The sequence below is a fragment of the Enterobacter cloacae complex sp. SHL009 genome, from assembly GCF_049237205.1.
GTDB classification, from domain to species: Bacteria; Pseudomonadota; Gammaproteobacteria; order Enterobacterales; family Enterobacteriaceae; genus Enterobacter; species Enterobacter cloacae_M.
This window is the reverse complement of sequence record NZ_JBMKIW010000001.1, coordinates 318,065-339,728: the sequence shown is the minus strand read 5'-3', so window position 1 is coordinate 339,728 and position 21,664 is coordinate 318,065. Positions and strand designations below refer to the sequence as shown.

General features: G+C 58.6%; 22 protein-coding genes. 12 read left to right on the top strand and 10 right to left on the bottom strand.

Going from position 1 to position 21,664, the window contains the following annotated elements; translation table 11 throughout:
• Positions 1 to 278: 278 nt before the first annotated feature.
• The 3 genes from efeB to efeU are packed head-to-tail and all read right to left on the bottom strand — an operon-like array spanning position 279 to position 3,569.
• Positions 279 to 1,562: an iron uptake transporter deferrochelatase/peroxidase subunit gene (efeB, locus tag ACOTZC_RS01570; RefSeq protein ID WP_126302764.1), complete on the bottom strand. Its 1,284-nt coding sequence runs from the start codon at positions 1,560 to 1,562 to the stop codon at positions 279 to 281.
• A 5-nt stretch (positions 1,563 to 1,567) separates the two neighbouring features.
• Positions 1,568 to 2,695, bottom strand: a complete 1,128-nt coding sequence (gene efeO, locus ACOTZC_RS01565) for an iron uptake system protein EfeO (RefSeq protein WP_421635559.1) — start codon at positions 2,693 to 2,695, stop codon at positions 1,568 to 1,570.
• Between the two features lie 40 nt (positions 2,696 to 2,735).
• Positions 2,736 to 3,569: an iron uptake transporter permease EfeU gene (efeU, locus tag ACOTZC_RS01560; RefSeq protein WP_045401808.1), complete on the bottom strand. Its 834-nt coding sequence runs from the start codon at positions 3,567 to 3,569 to the stop codon at positions 2,736 to 2,738.
• Positions 3,570 to 3,820: 251 nt separating this feature from the next.
• Here efeU and ACOTZC_RS01555 point away from each other — a divergent pair, with 251 nt between their 5' ends.
• A complete protein-coding gene (locus ACOTZC_RS01555; protein WP_045354577.1) occupies positions 3,821 to 5,005 on the top strand; it encodes a NupC/NupG family nucleoside CNT transporter in 1,185 nt (394 codons plus the stop codon).
• A gap of 73 nt (positions 5,006 to 5,078) precedes the next feature.
• Here ACOTZC_RS01555 and ACOTZC_RS01550 read toward each other — a convergent pair whose 3' ends face one another.
• Positions 5,079 to 5,498 carry a DUF3574 domain-containing protein gene (locus tag ACOTZC_RS01550; protein ID WP_047742239.1) on the bottom strand — a complete coding sequence of 140 codons (420 nt, stop codon included), beginning with the start codon at positions 5,496 to 5,498 and terminating at the stop codon, positions 5,079 to 5,081.
• 116 nt (positions 5,499 to 5,614) lie between these two features.
• The gene (gene putP, locus ACOTZC_RS01545) at positions 5,615 to 7,123 is read right to left on the bottom strand and encodes a sodium/proline symporter PutP (protein WP_023311090.1); all 1,509 of its coding nucleotides are present in this window, start codon (positions 7,121 to 7,123) and stop codon (positions 5,615 to 5,617) included.
• A 422-nt stretch (positions 7,124 to 7,545) separates the two neighbouring features.
• On the opposite strand from putP, the gene putA reads away from it, so the two are divergent.
• Both putA and ACOTZC_RS01535 read left to right on the top strand, forming a co-directional pair.
• Entirely contained in the window at positions 7,546 to 11,508 is a 3,963-nt protein-coding gene (putA, locus tag ACOTZC_RS01540) for a trifunctional transcriptional regulator/proline dehydrogenase/L-glutamate gamma-semialdehyde dehydrogenase (RefSeq protein ID WP_421635558.1), read from the top strand.
• Positions 11,509 to 11,559: 51 nt separating this feature from the next.
• The gene (locus tag ACOTZC_RS01535; protein ID WP_163353671.1) at positions 11,560 to 11,955 is read left to right on the top strand and encodes a lysozyme inhibitor LprI family protein; all 396 of its coding nucleotides are present in this window, start codon (positions 11,560 to 11,562) and stop codon (positions 11,953 to 11,955) included.
• Here ACOTZC_RS01535 and rutR read toward each other — a convergent pair.
• Positions 11,952 to 12,590: an HTH-type transcriptional regulator RutR gene (gene rutR / locus ACOTZC_RS01530; protein ID WP_023311087.1), complete on the bottom strand. Its 639-nt coding sequence runs from the start codon at positions 12,588 to 12,590 to the stop codon at positions 11,952 to 11,954. The two genes, ACOTZC_RS01535 and rutR, sit on opposite strands and share 4 nt — an antisense overlap.
• Positions 12,591 to 12,835: 245 nt before the next feature.
• On the opposite strand from rutR, the gene rutA reads away from it, so the two are divergent.
• From rutA to rutG, 7 genes are read left to right on the top strand one after another with little or no spacing between them, the layout of a single operon-like run.
• Positions 12,836 to 13,927: a pyrimidine utilization protein A gene (gene rutA / locus ACOTZC_RS01525; RefSeq protein ID WP_023617762.1), complete on the top strand. Its 1,092-nt coding sequence runs from the start codon at positions 12,836 to 12,838 to the stop codon at positions 13,925 to 13,927.
• Positions 13,927 to 14,616, top strand: coding sequence for a pyrimidine utilization protein B (rutB, locus tag ACOTZC_RS01520; protein WP_045401795.1), 690 nt, complete (start codon positions 13,927 to 13,929; stop codon positions 14,614 to 14,616). The genes rutA and rutB overlap by 1 nt, the downstream gene beginning before the upstream one ends.
• An 11-nt stretch (positions 14,617 to 14,627) precedes the next feature.
• Positions 14,628 to 15,014 (top strand): pyrimidine utilization protein C, encoded by a 387-nt coding sequence (rutC, locus tag ACOTZC_RS01515; protein ID WP_010429508.1) that lies wholly within the window; start codon positions 14,628 to 14,630, stop codon positions 15,012 to 15,014.
• A 7-nt stretch (positions 15,015 to 15,021) separates the two neighbouring features.
• A complete protein-coding gene (rutD, locus tag ACOTZC_RS01510) occupies positions 15,022 to 15,822 on the top strand; it encodes a pyrimidine utilization protein D (protein ID WP_047173173.1) in 801 nt (266 codons plus the stop codon).
• A gap of 9 nt (positions 15,823 to 15,831) precedes the next feature.
• Positions 15,832 to 16,422 (top strand): malonic semialdehyde reductase, encoded by a 591-nt coding sequence (locus tag ACOTZC_RS01505; RefSeq protein WP_045354561.1) that lies wholly within the window; start codon positions 15,832 to 15,834, stop codon positions 16,420 to 16,422.
• A gap of 9 nt (positions 16,423 to 16,431) precedes the next feature.
• Positions 16,432 to 16,926: an NADH-dependent FMN reductase RutF gene (gene rutF / locus ACOTZC_RS01500; RefSeq protein ID WP_047173172.1), complete on the top strand. Its 495-nt coding sequence runs from the start codon at positions 16,432 to 16,434 to the stop codon at positions 16,924 to 16,926.
• 21 nt (positions 16,927 to 16,947) lie between these two features.
• Complete coding sequence (rutG, locus tag ACOTZC_RS01495) at positions 16,948 to 18,270, top strand: pyrimidine utilization transport protein G (RefSeq protein ID WP_023311081.1); 1,323 nt, start codon at positions 16,948 to 16,950, stop codon at positions 18,268 to 18,270.
• A gap of 73 nt (positions 18,271 to 18,343) precedes the next feature.
• On the opposite strand, the gene ACOTZC_RS01490 is transcribed toward rutG, so the two are convergent.
• The 4 genes from ACOTZC_RS01490 to ACOTZC_RS01475 all read right to left on the bottom strand — a co-directional run bounded on the left by ACOTZC_RS01490 (position 18,344) and on the right by ACOTZC_RS01475 (position 20,408).
• Positions 18,344 to 18,844 (bottom strand): GNAT family N-acetyltransferase, encoded by a 501-nt coding sequence (locus ACOTZC_RS01490; protein ID WP_173654903.1) that lies wholly within the window; start codon positions 18,842 to 18,844, stop codon positions 18,344 to 18,346.
• Between the two features lie 27 nt (positions 18,845 to 18,871).
• Positions 18,872 to 19,141, bottom strand: coding sequence for a DUF1778 domain-containing protein (locus tag ACOTZC_RS01485; protein ID WP_008499829.1), 270 nt, complete (start codon positions 19,139 to 19,141; stop codon positions 18,872 to 18,874).
• A 61-nt stretch (positions 19,142 to 19,202) separates the two neighbouring features.
• The gene (locus ACOTZC_RS01480; protein WP_421635557.1) at positions 19,203 to 20,120 is read right to left on the bottom strand and encodes a DMT family transporter; all 918 of its coding nucleotides are present in this window, start codon (positions 20,118 to 20,120) and stop codon (positions 19,203 to 19,205) included.
• A gap of 117 nt (positions 20,121 to 20,237) precedes the next feature.
• Positions 20,238 to 20,408: a general stress protein gene (locus tag ACOTZC_RS01475; protein ID WP_023311077.1), complete on the bottom strand. Its 171-nt coding sequence runs from the start codon at positions 20,406 to 20,408 to the stop codon at positions 20,238 to 20,240.
• A 391-nt stretch (positions 20,409 to 20,799) separates the two neighbouring features.
• On the opposite strand from ACOTZC_RS01475, the gene wrbA reads away from it, so the two are divergent.
• Both wrbA and ACOTZC_RS01465 read left to right on the top strand, forming a co-directional pair.
• Complete coding sequence (wrbA, locus tag ACOTZC_RS01470; RefSeq protein ID WP_023311076.1) at positions 20,800 to 21,396, top strand: NAD(P)H:quinone oxidoreductase; 597 nt, start codon at positions 20,800 to 20,802, stop codon at positions 21,394 to 21,396.
• 20 nt (positions 21,397 to 21,416) lie between these two features.
• A complete protein-coding gene (locus tag ACOTZC_RS01465) occupies positions 21,417 to 21,644 on the top strand; it encodes a YccJ family protein (protein ID WP_008499832.1) in 228 nt (75 codons plus the stop codon).
• The last annotated feature ends 20 nt before the right edge of the window (positions 21,645 to 21,664 follow it).

Below are 21,664 nucleotides of genomic sequence, written 5' to 3'. Positions count from 1 at the left end.
GCGCCGGGTGCTGCGGTTGTTATGTTTACCTTGTCCAGTACAGGACGCAACCATTCGCGATCTCCATAGTGATTCAGCATCACTGCCGGGAACTACCGCTGTCTTATCTTAATTACATCAGGAGTTATCATAAATGCAACATTTATTTTACCTGAGTGCAACTTTTAAGACTGTCCCTACAGGTGAAATCAGTCTCATATAGAAATATTACAGAAATATAACAGGAGGATAGTCATATGAAAAAATAATGTCCCCGCGAACGGTTGCGGGGACAATTATCAGTCTTCAATAAGACCTTGAGCGAGGTACGCGTTCCGATCGCGCACGCCCGGCAGGGCAAAGAAATAGCCGCCGCCGATAGGCTTAATGTACTCTTCCAGCGCTTCGCCGTTGAGCCGCTTCTGCACGGTCAGGAAGCCTTTTTCCAGATCGTGCTGATAGCAGACGAACAGCAGGCCCATATCAAGCTGGCCGGAATTGGTCACGCCGAGCGAATAGCTGTATCCTCGACGCATCATCAGGCTGGACTGCGTCTCTTTGGTGCGCGGATTAGCCAGACGAATGTGGCTGTCCAGCGCGATGGTATCGCCATTGGGATCGCTGGCGTAGTCGGGCACGTCATGCTCGTTCTTCATGCCGAGCGGCGCGCCGCTTTGCTTATCGCGACCAAAGATCGTCTGCTGTTCTTTCAGCGGCGTGCGGTCCCAGAACTCCACGTGGAACTGGATAATCCGTACCGCCTGATAGCTGCCGCCCACCGCCCACGCCGGTTCGCCCTGATCCGCCGTCACCCATACCACGTCTTTCATCAACGCCGCATCGCTGCTGTCCGGGTTGGCCGTACCATCCTTAAAGCCCAGCAGGTTCACCGGCGTCTCTTTCCCTTTACTGCGGGCGGCGTGGTCCGAGATAAAACCTTCCCGCTTCCAGCGCACGCTCAGCAGATCCGGCGTGTGCTTGATGATATCGCGCAGGGCGTGGATCACCGTGTCCTGGGTATTGGCACAAATTTGCAGGAGCAGGTCGCCATGACACAGCGCCGCGTCCAGGGAGTCGTTCGGGAAACGCGTCATTTTCTGCAGCGCTTTCGGCTTCTGTTTTGCCAGCCCATAGCGGGCATCAAACAGCGACTCGCCGAGCGAAACGGTAATGGTCAGGTTATCCGGGGCGATAAACGGCCCCAGAATGCCGGAGTCCATTGGCGGCAGACGCGGGTTCGGCGTATCGGGTGCCGGTCCGCCCGCGGTGAGAAACGCGATGCGCGTCGTCAGCAGGCGGAACAGGCGCTCCAGATCGGCTTTATCGCTGGCCAGCGAATCAAAGGCCACCAGCATCATGGACGCCTGCTGCGGCGTCAGGATGCCCGACTGATGCTCGCCATAAAATGGCTGCGTCTCCATGCGGGCATTGGGTGACAGCGTGCCGGGCGCGCTTTGCGGTTTCGCCGCATGTGCAACAGGGCAGCCACCGGCCAGAGCAAGAGCGCCCCCCAGCGCCCCTACTCCTTTCAATAATCGACGACGTGAAGGCTCAACCACATCGTTCTCGCTATGCTTATTCATCGTGCTTAGTCCAGACCCAGTACGCCGCGCAGCAGAGAGAGATCTTCCGCCAGAGCGGTAATCGGGCCTTTCAGCGCGTTACGGTCGGCATCGGTCAGCTTGTCGTAGGTTACAAACCCGTCTTTAGTCCGGTACTTCGCCAGAATGGTGTCGACTTTTTTGAAGTTGGCATCCACTTTGGCCAGCAGTTCGCCGTTCTCTTTCTGCAGCTGAGGACGCAGCAGGTTAACAATTTTCTGCGCGCCGTCGACGTTGGCCTGGAAGTCCCACAGATCGGTATGGCTGTAGCGATCTTCTTCGCCGCTGATTTTGCTCGCGGCCACTTCTTCAATCAGGCCGGCCGCGCCGCCCACCACTTTTGACGGCGGGAAGGCCAGCTCGCTGATGCGCTTTTGCAGCTCCAGCACGTCGCCATTCAGCTGCTCGGCGTATTTTTCCATCCCTTTGGTAGAGTTGTCGCCAAACAGGGCTTTTTCCAGACGGTGGAAACCGGTGAATTTCGGATCGGCGGCTTTCTGCTCATAATCATCTTCGCGGGCATCAATGCTGCCATCAAGGTCAGAGAACAGTTCGGCAATCGGCTCGATGCGCTCGTAGTGCTGACGGGTTGGCGCATAGAGGGATTTCGCTTTTTCGATGTCACCGGCCTTCACCGCATCGGTAAAGGCTTTGGTTGCCGCCGCCAGGTCCGCCGTCTCTTTCGTGACATAGGCTTTATACGCCGTAATCGCGTCGCCCAGGCTCAGCACCGCAGCGCCTTTCGCCGCATCGGCCGTCGCTTCACCTTTGACGATCAGCTTCCCTTTAGGGTTGGTCAGCAGACCGCAGGTCATCTCATACTCGCCCGGCTGCAGGTTGGCGGTCATCTTCTGGCTGAAGCCAGGGGCGATGTTTTCGCGCTCCTCCACTACCAGAACGCCTTTCAGGATCTCCCACTCCAGCGCCTTCTGGCTGTGGTTCTGAATAATGAACTGGGTTTTGCCGCTGTTCACCGTGAGGGTCATCGGCTCACACTGCTTATCATTGACGGTGACTTTAACCTGAGGAACATCCGCGCCCCAGGCGGAGAATGCAGAAGCGAACAGCGCGGCAATGCCTGCGCATAACGCACTACGACGGAACTGAATTGCCATGACTCTTCCCTTTATAAGTATGTTGTAACTAAATCAAAGATTACGGCGCAACGCGCGACGCCTGCGTGCCGGTACGCGGCGGCATTGCGAACAGCACCAGCGCCGGAACCAGATAGATAAAGTACATCGCCACTTCGCTGACGCTCGGCGTTTCCTGATAGCCGAAGATACCTTCGAGCAGGGTGCCGGTCAGAGAATGGGTGGAGAGAACGTTGCTGAGGTCAAACGCCACGTCCTGGAAGTGGTTCCACAGGCCCGCTTCATGGAAGGCGCGAATCGCCCCTGCCGCCAGCCCTGCCGCCACCAGCAGAATAAACAGGCTGGTCCACTTGAAGAAGGCGCCCAGGTTCAGGCGGATACCGCCCCAGTAGAGCAGGAACCCGAGCACCACGGCCGTGGCGAGGCCCATCACGGCACCCAGCGGCGGCCAGATCCCCACATCCTGCTGAAACGCCGCCAGCAGGAAGAAAACAGACTCCAGGCCTTCACGCGCGACGGCGAAAAAGACCATCATAATGAGCGCCCAGCCGTGGTTATTGCCCTTTTGCAGCGCGTTATCCACCGCCTGCTCCAGCTGCACCTTCACGTTGCGCGAGACTTTACGCATCCAGAACACCATCCAGGTAAGGATCACCACCGCAATTACGGCGACGATCCCCTCAAACAGCTCCTGCTCTTTCTGCGGGAACTCCCCGGTGGTTTCGTTGATGAGGATACCGAGGCCCAGACAGAGCGCCGCGGCAAGGAATACCCCGACCCACATGACGCCAATCCAGCGTCCGCGCTGGGTTCGCTTCAGATAACTGGCGATGAGGCTCACGATGAGGGCAGCTTCGAGCCCTTCACGTAACATAATGAGAAATGGAACAAACATGCCGACACCTTAAATGTTTATCGCGGTCAACTGATGCAAAGAAAGGTAAATTCTTGTGATAGTGATTATCATTACGGCGAAAAGAAACACAAGCGAAATGTGTGGTGTTTTGATGACGAGTTGTAAACGCAAAGCCTGTTAATAGTTGCCGACGTTACCGTTAAGTTTATAAGTTATAATAAAATTGCCCATTTACGGTTAACCAGCGCTGTGGCTAAATATCCTTCTCAAAAACCAACTGAAAATAAACCATGTTTAAGATTGTCCATTTCCTGCTGGCGCTGGTGATTATTCTTGCGCTCGCCTGGCTGGTGAGTTTCGACCGCCGAAAAATTCGCATTCGTTATGTTTTACAGCTTATTGTCATTGAGATTGCCCTGGCGTTCTTTTTCCTGCACGCCGAAAGCGGGTTATTCCTGATTAAATACGTCTCGGGATTTTTTGAGTCACTGCTTAAATTTGCCGGTGAAGGGACCAATTTCGTCTTTGGCGGAATGGGGGAAAAAGGGCTGGCGTTCATTTTCCTCGGCGTGCTTTGCCCAATTATTTTTATTTCCGCGCTGATTGGTATTCTTCAGCACTGGCGGATCCTGCCGATTTTTATTCGGGTCATCGGCACGCTGCTGTCAAAACTGAACGGTATGGGCAAGCTGGAATCCTTTAACGCGGTGAGTTCGCTGATCCTCGGCCAGTCGGAAAACTTCATTGCCTACAAAGGCGTGCTGGGCGATCTCTCCTCTCGCCGTCTCTTCACCATGGCGGCCACGGCAATGTCGACGGTCTCCCTGTCGATTGTCGGCGCCTATATGACCATGCTCGACGCCAAATTTGTCGTCGCGGCGCTGATTCTGAACATGTTCAGCACCTTTATTATTCTCTCCGTTATCAACCCGGCGCGCCCGGAAGCGGAGCCGGATATCAAGCTGGAAAAACTGCATGAATCGCAGAGCTTCTTCGAAATGCTCGGCGAGTATATTCTGGCCGGTTTTAAGGTGGCGATGATTATTCTGGCCATGCTGATTGGCTTTATCGCGCTTATTAGCGCCGTTAACGCCCTCTTCTCCAGCGTATTTGGCATGAGCTTCCAGCAGATTTTGGGCTATGTGTTTTATCCGCTGGCATGGCTTATTGGTATTCCGCTGAGTGACGCCCTGAACGCGGGCAGTATTATGGCGACCAAGCTGGTGGCGAATGAATTTGTGGCGATGATTGAGCTGCAAAAAATCGCGCATCAGATGTCTCCTCGCGGGCTGGGCATCTTATCCGTCTTCCTGGTGTCCTTCGCGAACTTCGCGTCCATCGGCATTGTGGCGGGGGCGATTAAGGGCCTGAACGAGCAGCAGGGGAACGTGGTGTCGCGGTTTGGTCTGCGTCTGGTGTACGGCGCGACGCTGGTGAGCCTGCTGTCGGCGAGCTTTGCGGGGTTGGTGTTGTAAGTGTTTTTGCCCGGCGGCGCTTCGCTTGCACGGGCCTACGATACAGCAACGGCGGGATTTCCCGCCGTTTTTATTAGAACTGCACGCACACCGGCTGGTCGACGCGCATCACCGACTCCTGCGCGAAGCGTGATTTATAAATCCCGCGCAACGCTTCGATGTTCTTCTCGCTCAGCGCATCTTTACCGTGGATCAGCATTAATGCTTTGCTGGGTTCGCGCGCCACTTTCCCGTCGTTCCCCAGCCACTGCCCGCGCGCGTCAAACACCGTTAAGCCATCGCGGAAACGCGGCGTCACGTCCTGGTCAACAAACTGCTGCCACTCGTTGCTGGTGATCTGCGCCCCGGCAGGACGATTTAAGCCGAAATAGAGCGTGGTTTGCTGCATCTGGTTATCCGCTTTGCAGGTCTCTACCGCCGCCTGCTGCGATGGCGTCGTGCAGCCAGCGAGCATCAATAATGCTGCTGCCATTACCCCTGTTTTGATTGTCATGCTTCGCTATCCTCATTGTTATAAGCACATGGATATCACAGGAAATGACGGATTTTGGCAAGAAAAAAGCCGGGTGCGCTTGCGCTCACCCGGCCTGCATTGTGCAGCGAGAATAATTATTCCGCCTGGAGCTTAGACGGCGGCGCAGTGTGGTAATGCGCGTCGGCTTCAGCAAAGCGTTTCTGCATGGAGGCAGACGGGGCTTTACCCAGCAGGCTGAACACCACGATGCCGATGCTGCCGAAGATGAAGCCCGGAATGATTTCGTACAGGCCCAGCCATGCGAACTGTTTCCAGACGATAACGGTCACCGCACCAATGATCATCCCCGCCAGCGCGCCGTTACGGGTCATACGTGACCACATGACGGAGAACAGCACTACCGGACCAAACGCCGCACCGAAGCCCGCCCACGCGTAGCTCACGAGGCCCAGCACGCGGTTTTCCGGGTTGGCCGCCAGCGCGATGGCAATCAGCGCCACCAGCAGCACCATAAAGCGCCCTACCCACACCAGCTCTTTCTGGCTCGCGTTTTTACGCAGAAAGGCTTTGTAAAGGTCTTCGGTGATCGCACTGGAGCAGACCAGCAGCTGGCAGCTCAGGGTAGACATCACCGCCGCCAGGATTGCGGAGAGCAGAATACCGGCAATCCACGGGTTAAACAGAATTTGCGCCAGTTCAATGAACACGCGCTCGGCGTTCTGGTTGACCGCGCCCGCCTGCGCCGGGTTGTTGTTGAAGTACGCGATGCCGAAGAAGCCGACCGCACACGCGCCTGCCAGACACAGGATCATCCACGTCATACTGATGCGACGGGCATGAACGATGGTGTGGTGAGAATCCGCCGCCATAAAGCGCGCCAGGATATGCGGCTGACCGAAGTAGCCCAGGCCCCAGCCCATCAGGGAGACGATGGCTACGAAGTTCAGCCCTTTCAGCATGTCGACATTTTCGATGCTCTTCTGCTTGATCACTTCCAGCGATTCGCCAAAGCCGCCAACGGTGAAAATCACAATCACCGGGGTCAGGATCAGGGCGAAGATCATCAGGCTCGCCTGCACGGTGTCGGTCCAGCTTACCGCCAGGAACCCGCCCACGAAGGTATAGAGGATGGTCGCCGCCGCACCGGCCCACAGGGCGGTTTCGTAGCTCATGCCGAAGGTGCTTTCGAACAGACGCGCGCCGGCCACGATGCCGGAGGCGCAGTAGATGGTGAAGAACAGCAGGATAACTACCGCAGAGATAATGCGCAGGATGCGGCTGTTATCTTCAAAACGTCCGGTGAAGTAATCCGGCAGCGTCAGGGCGTTGTTGTTGGCCTCGGTATGCACGCGCAGACGGCCTGCCACCAGCTTCCAGTTGATCCACGCGCCGACGGTCAGGCCGATGGCGATCCAGCTTTCAGAGATACCGGAGATGAAAATCGCGCCGGGCAGCCCCATCAGCAGCCAGCCGCTCATGTCGGAGGCGCCCGCAGAGAGTGCGGTCACCATCGGGCCTAAACTGCGTCCGCCCAGAATGTAGTCGTCAAAGTTCTTTGTAGAACGCCACGCCAAAAACCCTATCAGGATCATGCCAAAAATATAAACGAGAAATGTCACCAGCATCGGTGTGCTAATAGCCATTCAAATTCTCCAAAATGTCGAGCGACAACCATCCGGGCTGCCTTGTTATATGATCACCGGAACGAGGTGAATGTATCTTGTGTTTCGGTTGGGCGCGCTATCCTGCCGTATGCGCCTTCCGCTGACAAACGATTTAACACTGCATTTACATCAATTTCATCCCCGGTTTGATACGAGTTTCCTATAGGTTGCACTCGCTCACGCTTTTACGGGTTGCACCTTTGAAAAGTGTTAACTACCGCATAAAACCAGGCTTCCCGCACAAAAGCCAGCGCGTTTTCCCAGCTAACCATTCGTTAACAATCCATTCATTTTCCGGGTTGCAAACCAGGTCACATTTAACACGGTTGCACAAAGTTGCAACATAGGGGATATTTCACGCTATCTACAGAACGCTATTACAGAACAACAGGAGCTTTGGCATGGGTATGACCACCATGGGGGTTAAGCTGGATGACGCAACCCGCGAACGGATTAAGACCGCAGCAACCCGCATTGACCGCACGCCGCACTGGTTAATCAAGCAGGCGATTTTTAACTATCTCGAAAGACTCGAGAGCGATGAGGGCCTGCCGGAACTGCCTGCCCTGCTGGCCGGCGCGGCGAATGAAAGCGAAGAAGCCCCGGCCGCTGGCGACGAGAACCATCAGCCGTTCCTTGAATTTGCCGAGCAGATCCTGCCGCAGTCCGTCAGCCGTGCCGCCATTACCGGCGCCTACCGCCGTGCCGAAACCGACGCCGTGCCGATGCTGCTGGAGCAGGCCCGCCTGCCGGAAGCCATTGCCGCACAGGCACACAGCCTGGCGTATCAGTTAGCCGACAAGCTGCGCAACCAGAAAACCGCCACCGGCCGCGCCGGGATGGTTCAGGGTCTGCTGCAGGAGTTTTCCCTCTCCTCTCAGGAAGGCGTGGCGCTGATGTGCCTCGCGGAAGCGCTGCTGCGTATTCCGGATAAAGCCACCCGCGACGCGCTGATCCGCGACAAGATCAGCAACGGCAACTGGCATTCCCACATTGGCCGTAGCCCGTCGCTGTTCGTCAACGCCGCCACCTGGGGCCTGCTGTTTACCGGCAAACTGGTTTCCACCCATAACGAAGCCAACCTCTCCCGCTCCCTGAACCGCATCATCGGCAAGAGCGGCGAGCCGCTGATCCGTAAAGGCGTGGACATGGCAATGCGCCTGATGGGCGAACAGTTCGTCACCGGGGAAACCATTGCCGAAGCGCTGGCGAACGCACGCAAGCTGGAAGATAAAGGTTTCCGCTACTCGTACGACATGCTGGGCGAAGCGGCCCTGACCGCCGCCGACGCGCAGGCCTATATGGTCTCTTACCAGCAGGCGATCCACGCCATCGGTAAAGCGTCCAACGGTCGCGGCATTTATGAAGGCCCGGGCATCTCTATCAAGCTTTCTGCCCTGCACCCGCGCTACAGCCGCGCGCAGTACGACCGTGTGATGGAAGAACTCTACCCGCGCCTGAAGTCCCTGACCCTGCTGGCGCGCCAGTATGATATCGGCATTAACATTGACGCCGAAGAGGCCGACCGTCTGGAGATCTCCCTCGATCTGCTGGAAAAACTGTGCTTCGAGCCGGAGCTGGCAGGCTGGAACGGCATCGGCTTCGTTATCCAGGCCTACCAGAAGCGCTGCCCGTTCGTCATTGATTACCTGATTGACCTGGCCAGCCGCAGCCGCCGTCGCCTGATGATCCGTCTGGTGAAAGGCGCCTACTGGGACAGCGAAATCAAACGCGCCCAGATGGAAGGGCTGGAAGGCTATCCGGTCTATACCCGCAAGGTATACACCGACGTCTCTTACCTCGCCTGTGCGAAAAAGCTGCTCGGCGTGCCGAACCTGATCTATCCGCAGTTCGCTACCCACAACGCCCACACCCTGGCGACGATCTACAGCCTGGCAGGGCAAAACTACTATCCAGGCCAGTACGAGTTCCAGTGCCTGCACGGCATGGGTGAACCGCTGTACGAGCAGGTCACCGGTAAAGTGGCGGACGGCAAGCTGAACCGCCCATGCCGAATCTATGCTCCGGTGGGAACGCACGAAACCCTGCTGGCGTACCTGGTGCGTCGTCTGCTGGAAAACGGCGCGAACACCTCCTTCGTTAACCGCATCGCCGACACCACGCTGCCGCTGGACGAGCTGGTGGCCGATCCGGTGCAGGCCGTTGAGAAGATGGCGGCGCAGGAAGGCCAGGTTGGCCTGCCGCATCCGAAGATTGCCCTGCCGCGCGAGCTGTACGGCAAAGGCCGCGTCAACTCGGCGGGTCTGGATCTCGCCAACGAACACCGTCTGGCGTCCCTCTCCTCTGCCCTGCTCAACAGCGCGCTGCAGAAGTGGCAGGCCAAACCGATGCTGGAGCAGCCCGTTGCAGACGGCGAAATGCAGCCGGTGATCAACCCGGCCGAGCCGAAGGATATCGTCGGCTACGCGCGTGAAGCGACCGAAGCGGAAGTGGATCAGGCGCTGGACAGCGCCGTTAACAACGCCCCTATCTGGTTTGCCACGCCGCCGCAGGAGCGCGCCGCGATTCTGGAGCGTGCGGCGGTGTTGATGGAAGATCAGATGCAGTCGCTCATCGGCATTCTGGTGCGCGAGGCGGGTAAAACCTTCAGCAACGCGATTGCCGAAGTGCGCGAGGCCGTCGACTTCCTGCACTACTACGCCGGTCAGGTGCGCGATGATTTCGATAACGAAACCCACCGTCCGCTCGGCCCGGTAGTCTGTATCAGCCCGTGGAACTTCCCGCTGGCGATCTTCACCGGCCAGATTGCCGCCGCCCTGGCCGCTGGCAACAGCGTGCTGGCAAAACCGGCAGAGCAGACCCCGCTGATTGCCGCGCAGGGCATTAACATTCTTCTGGAAGCCGGCGTGCCGGCGGGCGTGGTCCAGCTGCTGCCGGGCCGCGGTGAAACGGTCGGTGCCAAACTGACCTCCGACAACCGCGTGCGCGGCGTGATGTTTACCGGTTCGACCGAAGTGGCGTCGCTGCTGCAGCGCAATATTGCCACCCGTCTGGATGCGCAGGGCCGTCCTACGCCGCTCATCGCGGAAACCGGCGGGATGAATGCCATGATCGTTGACTCCTCCGCGCTCACCGAGCAGGTGGTGGTCGACGTGCTGGCCTCCGCGTTCGACAGCGCCGGTCAGCGCTGCTCCGCCCTGCGCGTGCTGTGCCTGCAGGACGACGTGGCGGACCACACGCTGAAGATGCTGCGCGGTGCGATGGCGGAATGCCGCATGGGCAACCCGGGCCGTCTCACCACCGACATCGGACCGGTGATCGACGCGGAAGCCAAAGCCAACATCGAAAACCACATTCAGACCATGCGCGCGAAAGGCCGTCCGGTATTCCAGGCGGTGCGCGAGAACAGCGAAGATGCCCGCGAATGGCGGACCGGCACCTTTGTGCCGCCAACGCTGATTGAGCTGGCAAGCTTCGACGAGCTGAAAAAAGAGGTCTTCGGCCCGGTGCTGCACGTGGTGCGCTACAACCGTAACAACCTGAACGAGCTGGTTGAGCAGATCAACGCCTCCGGCTATGGCCTGACGCTCGGCGTGCATACCCGTATCGACGAGACTATCGCGCAGGTCACCGGCAGCGCCAAAGTGGGCAACCTGTACGTCAACCGCAACATGGTCGGAGCGGTCGTGGGCGTGCAGCCGTTCGGCGGCGAAGGCCTTTCCGGCACCGGTCCGAAAGCGGGCGGTCCGCTCTACCTGTACCGTCTGCTGGCTAACCGTCCGGAGAACGCTCTGGGCGTCACCCTGGCACGCCAGGATGCGGAGTATCCGGTGGATGCGCAGCTGAAAACCGTACTGACCCAGCCGCTGGAGGCGCTGATCGCCTGGGCGGAAAAACGCCCTGAACTGCGTGCCGTTGCCCAGCAGTACGGCGAGCTGGCGCAGGCGGGCACGCAGCGTCTGCTGCCGGGTCCAACCGGCGAGCGCAACACCTGGACGCTGATGCCGCGCGAGCGCGTGCTGTGCGTGGCCGATAACGAGCAGGACGCGCTGGTGCAGCTGGCCGCCGCCATGGCAACCGGCTGTGAAGTGCTGTGGCCGGAAGATGCCCTGCATCGCGATCTCGCCAAACAGCTGCCGAAAGCGGTCTCGGCCCGCATTCGCTTCGCGAAAGCCGATAACCTGCTGACCCAGCCGTTTGATGCGGTGATTTATCACGGTGATTCCGACCAGCTGCGCGAACTGTGCGAGCAGATTGCGGCCCGCAGCGGCGCCATCGTTTCCGTGCAGGGCTTTGCGCGCGGGGAAACCAACCTGCTGCTGGAGCGTCTGTACGTTGAGCGCTCGCTCAGCGTCAACACCGCGGCAGCAGGCGGTAACGCCAGCCTGATGACAATAGGCTAACGCTGTGCTAATAAGGCTCCGGAGACGGAGCCTTATTTTATTGGGGAGTATATGAAACGATATCTTATCGCCAGTGCGGCACTGCTGCTGAGCGCCAGCGCGCTGGCCGACGAGTGCGACAAAGCGACCACCCAGCTTGAACTGAATACCTGTAGCGCGCAGCAGTACCAGGCTGCCGATAAAAAACTCAACCAGACCTATCAGGCCGCCGTTAAGCGTGCGGCAGCGCCCCAGCGAGACCTGCTGAAAAAAGCGCAGCAGGCGTGGATTACCCTGCGCGATGCGGACTGCGCTTTTATCGGTTCGGGGACAGAAGGCGGGAGCGTCCAGCCAATGATTGTTAACCAGTGCCTGGCGGAAAAAACCGTGGAGCGCGAAGCGTTTCTGGCCTCGCTGATGCAGTGTGAAGAGGGCGACTTAAGCTGCCCTCTCCCGCCGGGAAACTAGCGCAGGCGGATCCCTTCGATAATCATCCGCTGCACGTTTTCCAGGGTGCTGTGGAAAAACGCCTCGTCCTGGAGCGTTTTACCGGTCACCGCCTCAACCTGGGCCGCAAAGTCAGCGTAATGCTGGGTGGAGGCCCAAATCATAAAGATCAGATGATGCGGGTCGACCGGGGCCAGCTTTCCGCTGGCGACCCATCCGGCAATAATGGCCGACTTATCGTCCACCAGCTGTTTTAAATCTCCGGTTAACTCCGCCTGCAGCAGCGGCGCGCCCTGCAGCATCTCAAGACAAAACAGTCGCGACGCCTGCGGGTAATCGCGCGACACCTCCAGCTTCAGGCGAATATACTCTTTGATCGCCACCAGCGGGGCCAGCTCTGCGCGGAACGCTTTGAGAGGCGCCAGCCAGATATCGAGGATCTGCTGCATCACCGCCACATAGAGCGCCTCTTTCGACGGGTAATAGTAAAGCAGATTGGTTTTGGATACGCCGGACTGCTCCGCCACCTGCTCCAGGCGCGTGCCGTGAATACCAAACTGCGAAAAAGTCTCCAGCGCCGCGCTGAGGATCGCCTGCTTCTTGGCGCTCACCGCCTGCGAACGTTTACCTGGTGTTTTCACTGCGCCTTGTGTCATTCCCGCTCTCCTTATTCTGCGTTGCCCTCAGCATAGCAAAACCCCCGTCTCCCCACGACACCCTGCACTCCGATCGCGCATGAATGCCTGTTTTCTGTGCAATGTTTTTGACCAGTTAGTCCACATTTGGCCGCATCAATCCACCAACTTCTAATTAACACATTAATAACACAGCCATTTTCAAAACTGGCACTGCCTTTGCAAAAACACCGTTACACCTGCGACGTAATGAAGAGAGGTTCGTGATGAAAATTGGCGTATTTGTACCCATCGGCAACAACGGCTGGCTTATCTCGACCACTGCACCGCAATACATGCCGACCTTTGAGCTCAATAAAGCCATCGTGCAGAAAGCGGAACACTACCATTTCGACTTTGCGCTTTCGATGATCAAGCTGCGCGGCTTTGGCGGCAAAACCGAATTCTGGGACCACAACCTGGAGTCCTTTACCCTGATGGCCGGGCTGGCCGCGGTCACTTCGCGGATCCAAATCTACGCCACCGCCGCCACCCTCACCCTGCCCCCGGCAATCGTCGCGCGCATGGCCTCCACCATCGACTCGATCTCCGGCGGGCGCTTTGGCGTCAACCTGGTCACCGGCTGGCAAAAACCGGAGTACGAGCAGATGGGGCTCTGGCCGGGTGACGACTACTTCTCGCGTCGCTACGACTACCTGACCGAATACGTGCAGGTGCTGCGCGACCTGTGGGGGACCGGCAAAAGCGATTTCAAGGGCGATTTCTTCACCATGAACGACTGCCGCGTCAGCCCGCAGCCGTCGGTGCCGATGAAGGTGATTTGCGCCGGACAAAGCGACGCGGGGATGGAATTTTCCGCCAAATACGCCGACTTCAACTTCTGCTTCGGTAAAGGGGTGAATACGCCTGCCGCCTTCGCCCCGACCGCCGCGCGGATGAAAGAGGCCGCCGATAAAACCGGGCGCGACGTGGGCTCCTACGTGCTGTTTATGGTGATTGCCGACGAAACCGACGACGCCGCGCGCGCCAAATGGGAGCGCTATAAGGATGGTGCCGACGAGGAGGCCCTGAGCTGGCTGACCGAGCAGAGCCAGAAGGATACCCGCTCCGGGGCAGATACCAACGTTCGCCAGATGGCCGATCCGACCTCCGCCGTCAATATCAACATGGGCACCCTGGTCGGCTCGTACGCCAGCGTCGCCAGAATGCTGGACGAAGTGGCGGCCGTGCCCGGTGCGGAAGGCGTTCTGCTGACCTTCGACGATTTCCTCACCGGCGTGGAGACCTTCGGCGAGCGCATCCAGCCGCTGATGCAGTGCCGCGCCCACATCCCCGCCGTCACGAAGGAGGTGGCGTAATGACGACCCTTAACGCACGCCCGGAAGCTATTACCTTCGCGCCCCAGCAGAGCGCGCTGATCGTGGTGGACATGCAAAACGCCTACGCCAGCCAGGGCGGCTATCTGGATCTGGCGGGGTTCGACGTCTCCGCCACCCGGCCGGTGATTGAGAACATTAAAACCGCCGTCGCCGCCGCGCGCGCCGCGGGCATGCTCATCATCTGGTTCCAGAACGGCTGGGATGACCAGTACGTCGAGGCCGGCGGCCCCGGCTCGCCCAACTTCCACAAGTCGAACGCTCTGAAAACCATGCGTAAACGGCCCGAACTGCAGGGCAAGCTGCTGGCGAAAGGCGGCTGGGACTATCAGCTGGTGGATGAACTGGTACCGCAGGCGGGCGATATTGTCCTGCCCAAACCGCGCTACAGCGGCTTTTTCAACACGCCGCTCGATAGCCTGCTGCGCAGCCGGGGCATTCGCCATCTGATATTCACCGGGATCGCCACCAACGTCTGCGTGGAGTCGACCCTGCGCGACGGCTTTTTCCTCGAGTATTTTGGCGTGGTGCTGGAAGACGCGACCCACCAGGCCGGGCCGGAATTCGCCCAGAAGGCGGCCCTGTTCAATATCGAAACCTTTTTTGGCTGGGTCAGTAACGTCAATGATTTCTGCGACGCCCTGAATCCCCCGCTTGCCCGTATCGCCTGAGGAGACACCTGATGCCAAAATCCGTGATTATTCCGCCGGGCACCAGCACGCCGATTGCCCCTTTTGTCCCCGGCACACTCGCCGACGGCGTGGTGTATGTCTCCGGCACGCTGCCGTTTGATAAAGACAACAACGTGGTGTTTATCAACGACCCAAAGGCGCAAACCCGCCACGTGCTGGAGACGATCAAAACCGTGATCGAAACGGCGGGTGGCACGATGGAGGATGTGACCTTCAACAGCATCTTTATCACCGACTGGAAAAACTACGCCGCGATTAACGAGATTTACGCCGAGTTCTTCCCCGGCGATAAACCGGCGCGGTTCTGCATTCAGTGTGGGCTGGTGAAGCCAGAGGCGCTGGTTGAAATCGCCACCGTTGCGCACATCGCGAAGTGAGGCAGGTATGAAACTTTCCGTCTCGCCGCCCCCGTATGAAGGCGCGCCCGTGGTGGTCTTAATTTCCGGTCTCGGCGGCAGCGGCAGCTACTGGCTGCCCCAGCTGGCCGCGCTGGAGCCGGAGTATCAGGTGGTGTGCTATGACCAGCTCGGAACGGGCAATAACCCCGCCACCCTGCCGGAGGACTACAGCCTTGCGCAGATGGCGGACGAGCTGGCCCGGGCGCTGGCGGATGCCGGGATTGAACGCTACAGCGTCGTGGGGCACGCGCTGGGGGCGCTGGTTGGCCTGCAGCTGGCCCTCGACGGGCCCGACGCCCTCACCGCGCTGGTGTGCGTCAACGGCTGGTTGACCCTCAACGCCCACACCCGGCGCTGCTTTCAGGTCCGCGAGCGCCTGCTGCATTACGGCGGCGCACAGGCGTGGGTCGAGGCGCAGCCGCTGTTTCTCTATCCGGCGGACTGGATGGCCGCCCGCGCCCCCCGTCTTGAGGCCGAAGAAGCGCTGGCGCTGGCCCATTTCCAGGGCAAAACTAACCTGCTGCACAGGCTTAGCGCCCTGAAAAAGGCCGACTTCAGCCGCCATGCGGCGCGCATTCGCTGCCCGGTCCAGATCATCTGCTCCGCCGACGACATGCTGGTGCCCGCGGTCTGCTCGTCTGAACTGCAGGCGGCGATCCCGCACAGCCACGTCGCGGTGATGCGCCAGGGCGGGCATGCCTGCAACGTCACCGAGCCGGATACCTTCAACACCCTGCTGCTGAACGGGCTTGCCAGCCTGCTGCACAGCCCGGAACCCGCTTTATAAGGAGCTTTAATGAGCGAAGCCATTACCCCCGCCGCGCTGGAAACGCTGTTCACCGGCGCCCGCACCCATAACGGCTGGCAGAATATGCCCGTCAGCGACGAAACGCTGCGCGAAATCTACAACCTGATGAAATGGGGGCCAACGTCCGCCAACTGCTCCCCGGCGCGCATTGTGTTTGTGCGAAGCGCGGAGGGAAAAGAGAAGCTGCGTCCGGCGCTCTCCAGCGGCAACCTTGAGAAAACGCTCACGGCTCCGGTCACGGCAATTGTCGCCTGGGACGGTGAATTCTACGAGCGCCTGCCCGAGCTGTTCCCGCACGGCGATGCAAAGAGCTGGTTTACCGCAAGCCCCGCGCTGGCGGAAGAGACCGCCTTTCGCAACAGCTCGCTGCAGGCTGCCTACCTGATCTTCGCCTGTCGCGCGCTGGGGCTGGACACCGGCCCGATGTCGGGCTTTGACCGTCAAAAGGTCGACGAGGCCTTTTTCACCGGCACGACGCTTAAAAGCAATCTGCTGATCAACATTGGCTACGGCGACCCGGGCAAACTTTACGGGCGCCTGCCGCGCCTGGACTTCGACGATGCCTGCGGGCTGGCGTAAGGAGCGATGATGACAACACCGGATAAACAAACCTTTCGCGACGCCATGGCCTGCGTTGGCGCGGCGGTCAACATCATCACCACCGACGGCCCGGCGGGGATGGCAGGCTTCACCGCCAGCGCGGTGTGCAGCGTAACGGATTCACCGCCCACCCTGCTGGTGTGCCTGAACCGCGGCGCGTCCGTCTGGCCAACGTTTAGCGAAAACCGCACCCTTTGCGTGAATACCCTGAGCGCCGGACAGGAGCCTTTATCTAACCTGTTTGGCGGAAAAACGCCGATGGAGGAACGCTTTGCCGCCGCACGCTGGCAGACGGGCGACACGGGCTGTCCGCGCCTGGAAGATGCGCTGGCCTCGTTTGACTGCCGCATCAGCCAGGTAGTGAGCGTCGGCACCCACGACATTCTGTTTTGCGACATTATTTCGATTATTCGCCACCCCGCGCCGCAAGGGCTGGTGTGGTTTGACCGCGGCTATCACGCGCTTATGCGACCCGCCTGTTAACCCGCCTTAAGGAGACAGACCATGTTCGGATTTCCCCACTGGCAGTTGAAATCGACCTCCACAGAAGCAGGCGTGGTCGCGCCGGATGAACGTCTCCCGCTCGGGCAGACGATGGTGATGGGCGTCCAGCACGCGGTCGCCATGTTTGGCGCCACGGTGCTGATGCCGATGCTGATGGGACTCGATCCCAACCTGTCTATTCTGATGTCGGGTATCGGTACCCTGCTGTTCTTTTTCGTCACCGGCGGGCGCGTGCCCAGCTATCTCGGCTCCAGCGCCGCCTTTGTCGGAGTGGTCATCGCCACCACCGGGTTTAACGGCCAGGGGATCAACCCTAACCTGAGCGTGGCCCTCGGCGGCATCATCGCCTGTGGTCTGGTCTACACCCTGATTGGTCTGGTGGTGATGAAAATCGGCACGCGCTGGATCGAGCGAATGATGCCTCCCGTCGTGACGGGCGCCGTGGTGATGGCGATAGGCCTCAACCTCGCGCCAATTGCGGTCAGGAGCGTCTCCGCCTCGCCGTTTGAAAGCTGGATGGCGGTGATCACGGTTCTGTGCATCGGCCTGGTGGCGGTGTTCACGCGCGGCATGATTCAGCGGCTGCTGATTCTGGTCGGACTCATCGTGGCTTGCCTGGTCTACGCCCTGCTGGCCAACGTTTTCGGTCTGGGCAAGCCGGTTGACTTTACGCTGCTCCACCAGGCCGCCTGGTTCGGCCTGCCGAAGGTGACCTCGCCCACCTTTAACACCCAGGCGATGATGCTTATCGCACCGGTGGCGGTGATCCTGGTGGCGGAGAACTTAGGCCACCTGAAAGCGGTTGCGGGGATGACCGGGCGCAGCATGGATCCGTACATGGGCCGCGCGTTCGTCGGTGACGGTCTGGCGACCATGCTCTCCGGTTCCGTAGGCGGCAGCGGCGTCACCACCTATGCTGAAAACATCGGCGTGATGGCGGTGACCAAGGTCTACTCGACGCTGGTCTTCGTGGCGGCGGCGGTGATGGCGATGCTGCTCGGATTTTCGCCGAAATTCGGCGCGCTGATCCACACTATTCCGTCACCGGTCATCGGCGGAGCCTCAATCGTGGTGTTTGGGCTGATCGCCGTAGCCGGCGCGCGTATCTGGGTGCAGCATCGGGTCGATCTCAGCCAGAACGGCAACCTGATTATGGTGGCGGTCACGCTGGTGCTGGGCGCGGGCGATTTTGCCCTGACGCTGGGCGGGTTCACGATTGGTGGGATTGGCACGGCGACCTTCGGCGCGATCCTGCTTAACGCCCTGCTGAGCCGCCGGATGGCCGCCGCGCCGCAGGGCGCCGTCGTGCATCAGGATTCGTGAAATCACCATGTCGGGTGACGGCCAGGCCTTACCCGACATGTACATTCCTTCAGAACAACAGGTAGTAAAGCAATCACTCTTGCTCAAACAGCCGTTCGATAGATTTTGTAGGGAAGAACAAAGAATGGCTGTTTTCACCTGTCAGCGGGATAAAGCCCTGCTTCAGATAAAATCGTTTTGCCCGCTCGTTAAGGGCATCAACAAATATTCCGTGTACCCCCACAGCCTGTGAAGCCAGGTAGACAACGCGCATAGCATGCGCAACGAGCGTTGTTCCCCACTCGTTTCCCTGTAGTGTTTTATCTACAGCCAGACGTCCCAGCGTCACGCTGGGTACGTTGATATAAGGGATCCGGCGCTGCTGAGTCTTAGAAGGAAGCATCGCTCTTTCAAAACAGCTTCCCGATAACGTGTAATAACCCAGGACACGCGGACGATCGCGCTCTTTAAGCAGGTAGGCTCGTAAAATACGCCCATTGTGCTGACGCACCAGATGTTCAGCAAGGAAGGCATTTAGCGAGGGTTCGCCACAATCAAAATCCTCGAAGTCATAATCGGTTCCCTCTGATAACATTTCGATCGTGAGATTCTCCACGGCGCTTCACTCCATGTTTCGAAGCCGTTTTGCTGCTCGTTTCAGGCGTTCATTTGGCTCAGGCGGATTGTCGATGGCATCCATCACCGCATTCCATGATGCTTCGTTTAACACGAGACGACGGTGCTGCTCAATGACCTCTGCAGCACGCTCTGACGCACTGTTCACCATAAACTGGGTGATCGTTTGGTTCGTCATCGCCGCCGCTTCTTCAATCATTGTTTTGTCTTCGTCCGTTAAGCGAAGATCGATACGCTGTTTTTTAAGTGCTGGCATGGTTTACATCACCGTGTACGGTATTTATCCGTACACATCGTAAATAAGCCTGTCCATTTTTTCAATCTAAACCTTCTTTTGCAGTCAAATCCCTGACCTCACCCCGACGCTTTCTGACCTTTAACTCGCTTACCAGCACCCCGGCGACAATAAATGCCGCGCCCACCAGCGCCAGCAGCGGCAAACGCTCGCCGGCGAGTCGCCCGAAAATGCCTGCCCAGACCGGCTCACCGGTGTAGATCACCGTTGCCCGCGTCGGCGACACGCTGCGCTGCGCCCAGTTCATAGTGACCTGAATAATGGCGCTGAAGATACCCAGCCCCAGTGCGACCACCACCAGGCCGGTGGACATCGGCGGCACGGATTCCCCTGCCGGAACCATTGTCGCAAACGCCACCAGCGACGCCGTGGCGAGCTGCACCACCGTCACCCGTTTGACGTCGACCTTGCCCGCCCAGGCGCTAATCAGAATAATTTCCGCCGCAATGGCAATAGCCCCAATCAGGGTGATGATTTCGCCCGGCCCCAGCGCAAGCAGGTTGTTTTCCGGCCCGGCCAGTAAGATCAGGCCGATAAACGCCAGCACGATGCCAATACAGGACATTAGCCCCGGCAGCCGCCCCAGGCACAGCCACTGCAGTAGCGGCACCAGCGGCACATACATGGCGGTGATAAACGCGGATTTACTGCTGGAGATGGTCTGCAATCCCCACGTCTGCAGGCTGTAGCCCATCGCTATCGCCACCCCGATCGCCACGCCGGCCTTAAGTTCTTTCAGCGTCAGTCCCCGCAGCGTTTTAAGCGAAATTAGCCCCACGGCAAGTGCCGCCGTCGCAAAGCGCAGGCCAACAAAAAAGAACGGATCGCTGAGGGTCACCGCGTACTGAACGGCCAGAAACGTCCCGCCCCAGAACATGGTGATGAGAATGAGGATGGCTTCCTGCGGTTTAACGGAGAATTTGAAGCGTGAGACAGACATGCGGCACTCGCGGTTAAGATCAATTCTCTAGTGTGCGTTGCCTTTGGTTACAGTTCAATGTTGCAGAAATAAAAAAACCGCCGGGAGATCCCGGCGGCAGGGGTTCAACCCGGCGTGTTACTTACTGCTGCCGTGGCTGTTTTTACCTCCTTTCTTGCCAGCTTCAGATGCGCGTTGCGGGTCATTCTTGAAGTTGCCCCCGCTATGCTGGCCACCTTTACGGCCTGCTTCTGATGCTCTTTCACGGTCTTCTGCGAAATTACCTGAACCACCACGATGGTTTGCCATCTCTAACCTCCAGAATGTGAAACATTAGACATCATATCGCATTCAGTAAAAGAGGATTCTTTCACCTCGCGACACAAGGACAGAGCCTTTATCTGTGCCGCGTGAAACTAAGCTTAGTGGAATGCCGCTATCCGGCAAGCCGCAGGTAATATTCTGCAACATGAACTCAGCCTTTCGAGTGAGATGACGCGACGGCGATTCATAAACCTTTCTTATCATTTCAAAAATCCGCCGCCAAAAAGTTGTTTCATTTTGCTACAAAGACTTTTTGTAACCATATTGTTATAAATCAAAGAAATGGCGTTCATTTTTGCAGTCTGGCCGTGATGACATATCTTTAAATGAGCGCAGCGATCCGCTGTCAGAAAAAACAAACGAGGAGTGATGCAAAATGGCAAAAGTTCTGGTGCTCTATTATTCCATGTATGGACACATTGAAACCATGGCTCACGCGGTAGCAGAAGGTGCGAACAGGGTTGATGGCGTTGAGGTTGTGGTGAAACGCGTACCGGAAACCATGCAGGCGGAAGCCTTCCTGAAAGCCGGGGGGAAAACGCAAAACGCCCCGGTCGCCACCCCGCAGGAGCTGGCGGACTATGATGCCATTATCTTCGGCACACCGACCCGCTTCGGCAATATGTCAGGCCAGATGCGCACCTTCCTCGATCAAACCGGCGGACTTTGGGCATCCGGCGCGCTCTACGGGAAACTCGCAAGCGTATTCAGCTCAACCGGCACCGGCGGCGGTCAGGAGCAGACGATTACCTCAACCTGGACTACCCTTGCTCATCACGGGATGGTGATTGTGCCGATTGGCTACGGCGCCCAGGAGCTGTTTGACATTTCCCAGGTGCGTGGCGGTACGCCGTACGGCGCAACCACCATTGCCGGTGGGGATGGCTCACGTCAGCCAAGCAATGAAGAACTGTCTATCGCCCGCTATCAGGGTGAATACGTCGCGGGTCTGGCCAAAAAACTGAACGGCTAACACCCAACAGGAGGACAAGCATGCCAACTCAAGAATCCAAAGCTCACCACGTGGGCGAATGGGCAAGTTTACGCAACACCTCTCCGGAGATTGCCGAAGCTATCTTTGAAGTCGCGAAATACGATGAAAAGCTGGCCGAGCAGATTTGGGAGGAAGGTAACGATGAGGTGCTGGTGCGCGCCTTCGAAAAAACGGATAAAGACTCGCTCTTCTGGGGCGAGCAAACCATCGAACGTAAAAACGTCTAAGCGTTCCCCCCCGCCGCAGC

Bases quoted from the DNA above. Each gene is read 5' to 3' on its own strand.
- putA (WP_421635558.1), top strand. From the start codon at position 7,546: ATGGGTATGACCACCATGGGGGTTAAGCTGGATGACGCAACCCGCGAA.
- ACOTZC_RS01480 (WP_421635557.1), bottom strand. From the start codon at position 20,120: ATGTCTGTCTCACGCTTCAAATTCTCCGTTAAACCGCAGGAAGCCATC.
- ACOTZC_RS01475 (WP_023311077.1), bottom strand. From the start codon at position 20,408: ATGGCAAACCATCGTGGTGGTTCAGGTAATTTCGCAGAAGACCGTGAA.
- ACOTZC_RS01485 (WP_008499829.1), bottom strand. From the start codon at position 19,141: ATGCCAGCACTTAAAAAACAGCGTATCGATCTTCGCTTAACGGACGAA.
- ACOTZC_RS01535 (WP_163353671.1), top strand. From the start codon at position 11,560: ATGAAACGATATCTTATCGCCAGTGCGGCACTGCTGCTGAGCGCCAGC.
- wrbA (WP_023311076.1), top strand. From the start codon at position 20,800: ATGGCAAAAGTTCTGGTGCTCTATTATTCCATGTATGGACACATTGAA.
- putP (WP_023311090.1), bottom strand. From the start codon at position 7,123: ATGGCTATTAGCACACCGATGCTGGTGACATTTCTCGTTTATATTTTT.
- rutD (WP_047173173.1), top strand. From the start codon at position 15,022: ATGAAACTTTCCGTCTCGCCGCCCCCGTATGAAGGCGCGCCCGTGGTG.
- efeO (WP_421635559.1), bottom strand. From the start codon at position 2,695: ATGGCAATTCAGTTCCGTCGTAGTGCGTTATGCGCAGGCATTGCCGCG.
- efeB (WP_126302764.1), bottom strand. From the start codon at position 1,562: ATGAATAAGCATAGCGAGAACGATGTGGTTGAGCCTTCACGTCGTCGA.
- rutC (WP_010429508.1), top strand. From the start codon at position 14,628: ATGCCAAAATCCGTGATTATTCCGCCGGGCACCAGCACGCCGATTGCC.
- efeU (WP_045401808.1), bottom strand. From the start codon at position 3,569: ATGTTTGTTCCATTTCTCATTATGTTACGTGAAGGGCTCGAAGCTGCC.
- rutG (WP_023311081.1), top strand. From the start codon at position 16,948: ATGTTCGGATTTCCCCACTGGCAGTTGAAATCGACCTCCACAGAAGCA.
- ACOTZC_RS01505 (WP_045354561.1), top strand. From the start codon at position 15,832: ATGAGCGAAGCCATTACCCCCGCCGCGCTGGAAACGCTGTTCACCGGC.
- ACOTZC_RS01465 (WP_008499832.1), top strand. From the start codon at position 21,417: ATGCCAACTCAAGAATCCAAAGCTCACCACGTGGGCGAATGGGCAAGT.
- rutB (WP_045401795.1), top strand. From the start codon at position 13,927: ATGACGACCCTTAACGCACGCCCGGAAGCTATTACCTTCGCGCCCCAG.
- rutA (WP_023617762.1), top strand. From the start codon at position 12,836: ATGAAAATTGGCGTATTTGTACCCATCGGCAACAACGGCTGGCTTATC.
- ACOTZC_RS01555 (WP_045354577.1), top strand. From the start codon at position 3,821: ATGTTTAAGATTGTCCATTTCCTGCTGGCGCTGGTGATTATTCTTGCG.
- ACOTZC_RS01550 (WP_047742239.1), bottom strand. From the start codon at position 5,498: ATGACAATCAAAACAGGGGTAATGGCAGCAGCATTATTGATGCTCGCT.
- rutR (WP_023311087.1), bottom strand. From the start codon at position 12,590: ATGACACAAGGCGCAGTGAAAACACCAGGTAAACGTTCGCAGGCGGTG.
- rutF (WP_047173172.1), top strand. From the start codon at position 16,432: ATGACAACACCGGATAAACAAACCTTTCGCGACGCCATGGCCTGCGTT.
- ACOTZC_RS01490 (WP_173654903.1), bottom strand. From the start codon at position 18,844: ATGTTATCAGAGGGAACCGATTATGACTTCGAGGATTTTGATTGTGGC.